A 10,298-nucleotide genomic window follows, 5' to 3' on the forward strand; every position below is an offset into this window, starting at 1 on the left:
ATGCAGATAAATAAACCACCGTTAACAACAAAAGAGCAACTGAATTTTTTGTTAACCAATCGTATTCCAAGGCGTTGGTTAACATTAATGATGGGCCGATATAGTGCAATTGAAAGCCCTTTATTAACAAAAATATCAATTGCTATTTGGCAGTTATTTGCTGAAGACTTACGTTTACAAGACGCTAAAAAAAGCCATTTCACTAGTTTAGGAGAATGTTTTACCCGACAGTTAAAAGAGGGTTTGCGTCCTATTAATTCACAACCTGAAATGGTAACTAGCCCCTGTGATGCAATTATTGGAGCACATGGGTACATTAAGGATAACGAAGTATACCAAGCAAAAGGTTTCCCATATTTACTGAGTGACCTTATACCAGACTCAGCATTAGCAGATAAATACCGCAATGGGACATTTGTTACATTGCGCCTTAAATCGAGTATGTATCACCGTTTTCATGCGCCAGTAAAGTGCACTGTTAACCAAGTTAACTATCAAACAGGTGATACGTGGAACGTTAATCCAATCGCGCTTAAAAAAGTAGAAAAGTTGTTCTGTAAAAATGAACGTGCGGTAATTGAACTTCAACTTGAAAATAGTACATCCAGTATCACCCTTGTACCCGTTGCCGCTATCTTAGTTGCGAGTATGAAATTTCATTTTTTACCACACACCTTAGATCTGCGTTATCAAGGCGAAAACATTATTCCTTGTAATGCAAGCTTTGATAAAGGCCAAGAAATGGGATATTTCCAACATGGCTCTACCATCATTGTTTTTGCTAGCGAAGGTTACCAATTATGCGATCACATTGAAGAAGGCATGATGATTAAAATGGGTGAAGCTTTATTAACCAACACACAAATAACTAATACGTAACAGTGCGACACATTCAACATAACTTTTTTAAACATTATTTATTTTTATTAATTAAGGAAACTGTATGACTTTTTTTGAAGAACTACAAAAACAACGCTGGGATGATCATCGCTACTATCATCATAATCGTATCAACCAATTTTTGCATTTATTAAGTGCTTGTTGTTTTCTTGGTAGTTACATTTTGGTTTTTTACTACCCTGCAGCTGCTGCATTAGTAGGTTGGCTACTAGCCATGGTTCTACGTCAAACCGGGCACTTTTTCTTTGAACCACAAACTTATGACCAAGTTAATAATGCAACTCATGAGTACAAAGAAAGTATAAAAGTAGGTTATAACTTAACCCGTAAAATGGTGCTACTCTCAATCTGGGTTTTAGTACCGGTTGTATTGTATTTTAAAGTTGATTTTTTTGGGTTATTCCAACCTTTCACCAGCTTTTCTGAGTTTATTAATAATATGGCCATCATATGGTTATTTGTTGGACTAGGCGCCATTGCTTTCCGCACATTACATTTATTCAAATTAATGGGGGTACAAACAGGGCTTGTATGGATGAGCAAGATTATCACCGACCCTTTCCACGATATTAAAATCTATCACAAATCACCTTATTACATTTTAAAAGGTGAAATGTACGATAATATGGATGAATGGTATCAAGATAGAACCTTTGAAAATAAAGCTTAAACGGCGCTAGTAGAAACCGATCTCTGCAATACAACCAATAAAAAACCCTAGCAAGCTAGGGTTTTTTATTGGCTTCAAACTTGATGTATTGAATCTATAAACTCACTAAAGCTAACTTCTCAAAGTAGTCAGGGAAGGTTTTAGACGTACATTTAGGATCGTTAATTGTCACAGGTGTTCCGCTTAACGCGACCAATGAAAAACACATCGCAATACGATGATCATCATAAGTATCTATTTCAGCATGTTTGATTTGAGCAGGTGCAGTCACCTCAATAAAGTCATGACCTTCAACCACTTCTGCGCCGACTTTACGTAGCTCAGTTGCCATCGCATATAAACGGTCAGTTTCTTTCACACGCCAGTTATAAACATTAGTGATTTTAGTGGTACCTTCAGCAAATAAGGCGGCAACGGCAATGGTCATCGCAGCATCAGGAATATGGTTCATATCCATATCAATCGCTTTTAATTCACCTTTACTCGCTTTAATATAATCATCACCCCATTCAATATTGGCGCCCATTGCTTCTAGTGCATCAGCGAATTGAATGTCACCTTGTACAGATTTTTTACCAATACCCGTTACTTTAATGCTTCCACCGCCAATGGCAGCCGCCGCTAAAAAGTATGAAGCCGATGATGCATCACCTTCCACTAAATATTGTCCAGCAGCTTGGTAAGTTTGACCGCCTTTAATATTAAATACTTGGTACTCACCCCCGACATTATCAACTTCAACACCAAAATCTTGCATAATTTGTAGTGTGATTTTAATGTAAGGTTTTGAGACTAGCTCACCTACTATTTCAATGCTTGTATCTTCTGATGCCATTGGCGCAGCCATTAAAAATGCCGTTAAGAATTGGCTTGATACGCTGCCATCAATAGTGATTTTTCCACCTTTCAGCCCGGTACCTTTGATTTTTAATGGTGGGTAATTTTCATTTTGTAAATAAGTCACGTCTGCACCAGCTTGTTGAAGTGAATCAACTAAAGAACCGATAGGACGTTCAAACATGCGAGGCTCACCGGTTAAAGTATATTCACCTTGGCCTAAACATAAAGCGGCACATAAAGGGCGCATTGCTGTTCCAGCATTACCTAAAAACAACTCAAGATCACCTAATGCTTGAGTGTTAAACGCGTGCCCTAACCCTTCAACAACACATTGTTTTTTATCTGCTGATAATTGATAGTTAACGCCTAATTTTTTTAACGCGTTAAGCATATGACGAATGTCATCACTATCTAATAGGTTAGTTAACGTCGTTGTTCCCTTTGCTAACGCAGCTAATAGTAAAGCGCGATTAGATAGGCTTTTTGACCCAGGTAAATTAATTTCGCCATCGACTTTTTTAATCGGGTTTAATAATAACTGTTCCATTGTATTTTGTTCTCTTATTTCAAGTTTAAAACGTGTGTTAACGCTTGTTTAAATCGTTGATTTTCAGCTTCCGTGCCGATACTAATACGCAAATGCTGTGGTAAACCGTAGCCCGTAATTGGACGTACAATCACCCCTTCTAATAATAATTTTTGATAAACCTCATCACCTGATTGCCCAACATTCACTGTGATAAAGTTCCCCATAGATGGAATATAATCTAATTTATTCGCTTCAAAGAAGGCACATAAATCTTTCATACCCGCATTATTTAAATTAACGCTATCTACAAGGTATTGCTGATCTTTTAAAATCGTTTCAGCGGCTTTTAATGCTAATGCATTACAATTAAATGGCTGACGCACACGATTCAAGATATCTGCGATATCAGGATGTGAAATACTATAACCAACACGTAAACCAGCTAAACCATAAGCTTTAGAGAAAGTACGTGAAACAATTAAATTAGGAAACTCAGCAATCCAAGCAATAGCATTACCACGGCGTTGTTCCGCGGCATATTCAAAGTAAGCTTCATCCAACACCACTAACACATCACTTGGCACTTTAGTTAAAAATGCTTTAATTTCATCTTGCTCTAAAAAAGTACCTGTAGGATTGTTTGGATTAGCAATAAAAATCAATTTAGTATTATCAGTAATCGCAGCAGCCATCGCCGTTAAATCATGACCGTAATCTTTTGCTTTAACCACTACCGCTTTAGCACCGATGGCTTGTGTTACGATTGGGTAAACGACAAAAGCATGTTCAGCAAACATCACTTCATGGCGAGGTTCAACAAATGCACGCGCCACTAATTCTAATAAATCATTAGAGCCATTACCTAAAGTTACTTGATTGATTTCAACCGAGTATTTATCTGCTAAGGCTTGCTTTAAATAAAATCCATTAGCATCAGGATAACGTGTTAATTCAGTTAATTCTTTTTGCAAAGCCGCTTTAACCGAGTCACTTAACCCGAGTGGGTTTTCATTAGATGCTAGTTTCACGATATTAGTAATGCCTAATTCGCGTTCTAATTCATCTGTTGGTTTGCCAGCTTGGTAAGGATGTAATTTTTGCACCCCTGGATTGGCCAAGCTTAAAAAATCACAACTCATATCAATTCCTTCAAAGAAGCCATTAGTTGTGAGTGATCAGTCATGGCCTGATCACTGCAACTAAAAACTAACGACTTTTATGCATATTTCTTTTCAAACGCATTCATAAAATCAACCAAGGCTTGAACGCCTTCAATTGGCATTGCGTTATAAATACTGGCACGCATTCCACCCACCAACTTGTGACCTTTTAAGGTCAATAGTCCAGCTTCTTTGGCTTCCGCTAAGAAAGTCCCATTTAAACTGTCATCGGCTAAAGTAAATGGAATATTCATACGACTACGCACACTCGCATCCACATTGTTTGCATAGAATGGTGAATCATCAATGGTTTTATATAACAATTCAGCTTTCGCAATATTGCGTTTTTCAATTTCAACCAAACCGCCTTGCGCGAGTAACCACTTAAATACTAACCCGGCCAAATACCAAGAATAAGTCGGTGGCGTATTATACATTGAGTCAAAATCACTTAATGTTTGATAATCAAAAATAGTTGGAATAGCTTCACGCGCTTTACCAACAAGATCTTCACGAACAATGACAATCGCTAAACCCGATGGGCCGATATTTTTTTGTGCGCCTGCGTAAATCAATCCAAATTTTGATACATCAATAGGACGCGACAAAATGGTTGAACTCATATCTGCAATTAATGGCACCACACCAGTTTCAGGCGTATCAAAAATTTCAATGCCTTCAATGGTTTCATTCGGGCAGTAATGCACATAAGCCGTACCGGCATTAATGTTCCATTCAGAGCAAGGTTTCACTGAGATTTTGCCATCATCAGTGGTTTGCATAATATCGGTTTCTTTAATTCTTGCGTGCTTTTTAGCTTCAACAACAGCAGACTTAGACCATTGACCCGTTAAGATATAATCAGCGTCTAACTTATCACCTAATAAATTAAGTGGAACAGCAGCAAACTGACCTCGTCCACCACCATGACAAAATAAAACTTTGTAATTATCAGGAATAGACATTAATTCACGTAAATCAAGCTCAGCTTGCTTCGCCATTGCCATATACTCAGGGCTACGGTGACTTACTTCCATGACAGAAATACCTGACTCCTGCCAATTACAAAATTCGCTTTGTGCTTGCTGCATCACTGCTTCAGGTAACATGGCAGGTCCAGCACAAAAGTTATATTTCTTTGTCATTACTCACTCTCTTATTAAGAAGATCTTTAACCATTGATAACGATATTATTACATAGCTTAAAACAAAATAAGCGGCTATTCGCCGCTTATTTTATTGTGAAGCACTATTGCTATTCAGGAGTTTCAGTTGCCTGTTCATCTACAGTATCAACTGCATCTGATTGGCCTTCCTGCTCACTGTTTTCAGTAGCTGAAGCATTTTCCTCTTCATCACCTTCATAAACAGGTAAATCTTTCATTTCTTCGATGCGTTGTAACGCTACGATTTTTTCATCATCACGAGTTTTAATTAACGTGACACCTTGAGTGTTACGTCCAACAATCGATACACCACTAACTGGCGTACGTACTAATGTACCTTTGTTAGAAATCAACATGATTTCGTCATTTTCATCAACTTGAACCGCGCCAACCACTTTACCGTTACGCTCGCTCACTTTAATAGAAATAACACCTTGTGTCGCACGACTCTTAGATGAGTAATCCGCTAATGCAGTACGTTTACCGTAACCATTTTCAGTCGTTGTTAAGATATGGCCTGTTTCGTTAGGCACAATCAGAGAAACAACTTTGCCGCCTTCGTTTAGCTTGATACCACGAACACCCGTTGCAGTACGACCCATTGGACGAACACCTTTAAATTTAATCTCAGGGTTGCCGTTTTCATCTAATACTGGGTTACCTGCTTCATCCGTAACCACACTCTCTTCAGCTTCTTTAAAGCGAACCACTTTACCCGCATCAGAGAACAACATGATTTCATTCGTTCCATCAGTTAATGCTACACCGATTAGTTCGTTATCATCATTTAAGTTAATCGCAATTAAACCACTTGAACGTGGACGACTGTAAGCACTTAATGCTGTTTTCTTAACCGTACCGTTTGCTGTTGCCATAAATACATATTTATCATCTTCGTATTCACGTACTGGCAAGATTGCAGTAATACGTTCGCCCTCTTCAAGCGGCAAGATATTGACAATCGGACGACCACGCGCTTGACGAGAAGCTAATGGTAGTTGGAATGTTTTCAGCCAGTACAAACGACCGCGTGTTGAGAAACAAAGGATCGTATCATGTGTACTTGCCACTAATAGTTTCTCGATGAAATCTTCATCTTTCATCTTAGTCGCCGCTTTACCTTTACCACCACGACGCTGTGCTTCGTAATCTGATAATGGTTGGTACTTAACGTAACCTTCGTGAGAAAGTGTGACTACTACGTCTTCTTCAACGATTAAATCTTCCATACATAAATCTGATTCAGATTCAGTAATTTCTGTACGACGTTTATCAGCAAAGTTATCACGTACTTCTTCAAGCTCTTCTTCAATCACTTCCATCAAACGTGCAGGACTTTCAAGAATGAATAATAAAGCAGCAATGATTTCTAATAGCTCTTTGTATTCGCCTAATATTTTCTCGTGCTCAAGACCTGTTAATTTGTGTAGGCGTAAATCAAGAATCGCTTGTGCTTGGATTTCAGTCATAAAGTATTGGTTATCACGGATACCAAACTCAATCGCTAATCCATCAGGGCGAGCCGCATCAACACCGCTTGCTTCTAACATTGCAGCAACATCACCTAAATCCCAACCGCGTGATTGTAGACCTAGTTTCGCTTCAGCTGGTGTAGGAGAGTTACGGATCAATTCAATAATTGGTTCAATGTTAACTAATGAAATTGCTAACCCTTCAAGGATATGTGCACGATCACGTGCTTTACGTAATTCAAATACAGTACGACGTGTTACTACTTCACGGCGATGTAGAATAAACGCTTCTAGCATTTCTTTAAGGTTAAATAGTTTTGGCTGACCATGGTCCAATGCAACCGCATTAATACCAAATGTCACTTGCATTTGTGTTTGTGCGTAAAGATTATTTAGAATAACTTCACCCACTTCACCACGCTTAACTTCAACCACCATACGCATACCGTCTTTATCAGACTCATCGCGTAATGCACTAATCCCTTCAATTTTTTTATCTTTAACAAATTCAGCGATTTTTTCAATCAAACGCGCTTTGTTAACTTGGTAAGGAAGCTCATGAACCACAATGGTTTCACGACCTGTCTTTTCATTAATTTCAACTTCCGCTTTTGCGCGCACTTTAATTTTGCCGCGACCGGTTTTGTAAGCTTCAATAATACCTTTACGACCATTGATAATACCAGCCGTCGGGAAATCTGGTCCCGGGACATGTTCAATCAATTCATCAATGGTAATATCTTCATTTTTAATTAACGCTAAACAAGCGCTGATCACTTCACCTAAATTATGTGGCGGAATGTTTGTTGCCATACCAACCGCAATACCTGAAGAACCATTGATTAATAGGTTAGGAATTTTAGTAGGTAATACTTCTGGAATGAATTCAGTACCATCATAGTTAGGTACGTAATCAACTGTTTCTTTTTCTAAATCGGCTAATAATTCATGCGCTAATTTCTGCATACGGATTTCCGTATAACGCATCGCCGCCGCACTATCACCATCGACAGAACCAAAGTTACCTTGGCCGTCAACTAACATGTAACGTAAAGAGAAGTCTTGCGCCATACGTACAATTGTATCGTAAACCGCTGTGTCACCATGTGGATGGTATTTACCGATTACATCACCAACAACACGTGCTGATTTTTTATAAGGTTTATTCCAATCGTTACGTAGGATATTCATCGCGAACAAAACACGGCGATGTACAGGTTTTAGACCATCGCGTACATCAGGTAATGCACGTCCTACGATCACGCTCATTGCATATTCAAGATAAGAATTTTTTAATTCATCTTCGATATTAATTGGAGAAACGTCAGAAGCAAAATCGCTCATAGAAAGTTAAATCCTTAAATTAGTGGAAACAGACTAAATTTAGTAAGAGATCGATAGTAACATAAAAGTAGTTAAGCAGAAGGCTTTTAATTGACAAAATCGCCTGAGAATCGTTTTATGGGACAATTTGAGGCATTTATCAACAAAGCGCTCATTTATCATACAAATCCATTTTTTGCTTAAAACGCTTAAAATCGCAAAAATAAATTCACCCTCACTATAATTATCACGTTATACTCTGCTTTCTCATTGGTTCTTCATTTGTTCTCTATAGTCGCAAGGTCACAAACATGTCTGAAAACACAATTTCTTATAATAATCATCAAGTTGAAAACGAATCAAACACAGATTCAACAATACAAAATGACACCTTTGAAGGCAATGTTGACCAGCAAGAGATAGAAAAATTTTCAGCAATGGCAGAACAATGGTGGGATTTAGAGGGCGACTTTAAACCTTTACACCTACTTAACCCTACGCGTTTAGACTATATAGAAGTAGGCGTAGAAGGTTTATTCGGCAAGAAAATAGTCGATGTCGGTTGTGGCGGCGGTATCTTAGCTGAAAGCATGGCATTGCGTGGTGCAGAGGTTACAGGTATCGACATGGCACACGCTTCATTACAAATCGCCCGTTTACACGCCTTAGAAACCGCAAGTGAAATGACCTTGCAAAAACCTAATTACGAAAAAACCACAGCAGAAAGCTTTGCACAAGCCCACGCAGGTGAGTTTGATGTGGTCACGTGTATGGAAATGTTAGAGCATGTTCCTAACCCAGCATCAGTGATCCAAGCCTGTTGTGACCTAGTAAAACCTGGCGGCACTGTGTATTTCTCAACCATTAATAAAACATGGAAAGCTTACCTAATGATGATTGTAGGCGCAGAGCATGTATTAAAATGGGTACCAAAAGGCACACATGAATATGAGAAATTTATCCGCCCTTCGCAATTATTAGGCGCCATTGATGCAACTCAGCTTAAGTGTGATGATTTATGTGGCGTGGAATACAGCCCGTTTAACAATGATTTTAAAATCACCAAGAATGTAGATGTGAATTATATGTTGAAGTGTACAAAGGTAGGTTAGTTCGTTTCCTTTATTCCCACTGTTATCAGTGGGAATAACCTCTTTCATATTTACCTTCTTTCAACTCATATCGCTCGATCTTTCATTAAATACCACAATTAAACATTCATTGCTTATCTCATGTATGATGCCTGCATTATCATGCTATTAAGCAATAGGAATTCAATTGACACTACACCGAATCAAAACAGCCCTTTATGCGCTTTATTTAACCAATAAATTTGGTTTTAAACTAAGAGGTGAACACAGTGCCAATGAGGTCACAAAACTACGTTTAGAATATGCAGAAACGCTACTCTCACATTTAAAAATAAGTATTAATGTTGAAGGAGCAAATAAGATCATTAAAGGACAACCCTACCTTATCGTCTCAAATCACCGCAGTATCATTGATCCTTTAATTGCCGAAATAGCACTAAAAGGCACCGAGATTAACGGTTTATGGATAGCTAAAAAAGAGCTTTATAACTCATTCTTTTTTGGCATGTTTACCAGAAATGCAGGCACAGTATTACTAGATAGAGAAGCTAAAACAATGAATGGCTTTTTCACAGAAATAAAGAAAAGAGTTAAGACTGGCTATTCTATTTGCGTATTTGCAGAAGGCACACGTAACCAAACAGCGGAAACCTTAGCAGAGTTCAAAGAAGGCGCACAAATTATCGCAATGAAAAACAGGTTACCCATATTACCTGTTTATATACAAACGAACGCCAATCAAGCATTAGAGTCTTCGTTACAAAATACTGATGAAGATCTAACAGCGAGTATTATTGTTGGTGATGTGATTGATTACAAAGATCGATCAGATACGCTACAAGCGCTTTATAAATCACGATTTGATCTTGATTAGTGGTGGTTGAAGCTGCCTAGTTTGGTATGATTTGATATTAGCTCGTCTGCGCTCGTCGTGGCTTTTTTGTGTTTATTAGCTTTGGTTTTCGCCCTGACGGCGAGTTCATTTTCTTTATACGAATAAAGAAAACGGAACCAAAAGAAAATCGCTGTATGAGTTATAAACATAGGTGACACTTTGTTGCTTATACATAGGTAACAATTTCTTAAACTATAAGTACCCAAAATAAGGAGGTACTTATGCCTTGGAATGAGTTGAACCTAATGGACA

The 10,298-nt window shown here is 38.2% G+C and carries 8 protein-coding genes; 4 read left to right on the forward strand and 4 right to left on the reverse strand.

What is annotated here, in order from left to right:
- Both asd and E2R67_RS08220 read left to right on the forward strand, forming a co-directional pair.
- A complete protein-coding gene (gene asd / locus E2R67_RS08215; protein WP_134290465.1) occupies positions 1-879 on the forward strand; it encodes an archaetidylserine decarboxylase in 879 nt (292 codons plus the stop codon).
- 64 nt (positions 880-943) lie between these two features.
- The gene (locus tag E2R67_RS08220; protein WP_134290466.1) at positions 944-1,570 is read left to right on the forward strand and encodes a hypothetical protein; all 627 of its coding nucleotides are present in this window, start codon (positions 944-946) and stop codon (positions 1,568-1,570) included.
- Positions 1,571-1,664: 94 nt separating this feature from the next.
- Here the strand turns inward: E2R67_RS08220 and aroA are convergent, their stop codons facing one another.
- The 4 genes from aroA to gyrA form a co-directional block, all read right to left on the reverse strand.
- Complete coding sequence (aroA, locus tag E2R67_RS08225) at positions 1,665-2,957, reverse strand: 3-phosphoshikimate 1-carboxyvinyltransferase (RefSeq protein WP_134290467.1); 1,293 nt, start codon at positions 2,955-2,957, stop codon at positions 1,665-1,667.
- Between the two features lie 14 nt (positions 2,958-2,971).
- On the reverse strand, positions 2,972-4,078 hold the full coding sequence (gene hisC / locus E2R67_RS08230; RefSeq protein ID WP_134290468.1) for a histidinol-phosphate transaminase: 1,107 nt from the start codon (positions 4,076-4,078) through the stop codon (positions 2,972-2,974).
- A gap of 77 nt (positions 4,079-4,155) precedes the next feature.
- Entirely contained in the window at positions 4,156-5,244 is a 1,089-nt protein-coding gene (gene serC, locus E2R67_RS08235; RefSeq protein ID WP_134290469.1) for a 3-phosphoserine/phosphohydroxythreonine transaminase, read from the reverse strand.
- 110 nt (positions 5,245-5,354) lie between these two features.
- Positions 5,355-8,081, reverse strand: a complete 2,727-nt coding sequence (gene gyrA / locus E2R67_RS08240) for a DNA topoisomerase (ATP-hydrolyzing) subunit A (RefSeq protein ID WP_134290470.1) — start codon at positions 8,079-8,081, stop codon at positions 5,355-5,357.
- Between the two features lie 356 nt (positions 8,082-8,437).
- Here gyrA and ubiG point away from each other — a divergent pair, with 356 nt between their 5' ends.
- Both ubiG and E2R67_RS08250 read left to right on the forward strand, forming a co-directional pair.
- Entirely contained in the window at positions 8,438-9,172 is a 735-nt protein-coding gene (gene ubiG, locus E2R67_RS08245; RefSeq protein ID WP_279587490.1) for a bifunctional 2-polyprenyl-6-hydroxyphenol methylase/3-demethylubiquinol 3-O-methyltransferase UbiG, read from the forward strand.
- 166 nt (positions 9,173-9,338) lie between these two features.
- Complete coding sequence (locus tag E2R67_RS08250) at positions 9,339-10,025, forward strand: lysophospholipid acyltransferase family protein (protein WP_134290472.1); 687 nt, start codon at positions 9,339-9,341, stop codon at positions 10,023-10,025.
- Positions 10,026-10,298 lie beyond the last annotated feature (273 nt).

The sequence above is a fragment of the Psychromonas algicola genome, from assembly GCF_004378355.1.
Classification (GTDB): Bacteria; Pseudomonadota; Gammaproteobacteria; order Enterobacterales; family Psychromonadaceae; genus Psychromonas.

What these genes read in the sequence shown, in the direction of transcription:
- asd (WP_134290465.1), top strand. Translation starts at nt 1, where the DNA reads ATGCAGATAAATAAACCACCGTTAACAACAAAAGAGCAACTGAATTTT.
- E2R67_RS08220 (WP_134290466.1), top strand. Translation starts at nt 944, where the DNA reads ATGACTTTTTTTGAAGAACTACAAAAACAACGCTGGGATGATCATCGC.
- aroA (WP_134290467.1), bottom strand. Translation starts at nt 2,957, where the DNA reads ATGGAACAGTTATTATTAAACCCGATTAAAAAAGTCGATGGCGAAATT.
- hisC (WP_134290468.1), bottom strand. Translation starts at nt 4,078, where the DNA reads ATGAGTTGTGATTTTTTAAGCTTGGCCAATCCAGGGGTGCAAAAATTA.
- serC (WP_134290469.1), bottom strand. Translation starts at nt 5,244, where the DNA reads ATGACAAAGAAATATAACTTTTGTGCTGGACCTGCCATGTTACCTGAA.
- gyrA (WP_134290470.1), bottom strand. Translation starts at nt 8,081, where the DNA reads ATGAGCGATTTTGCTTCTGACGTTTCTCCAATTAATATCGAAGATGAA.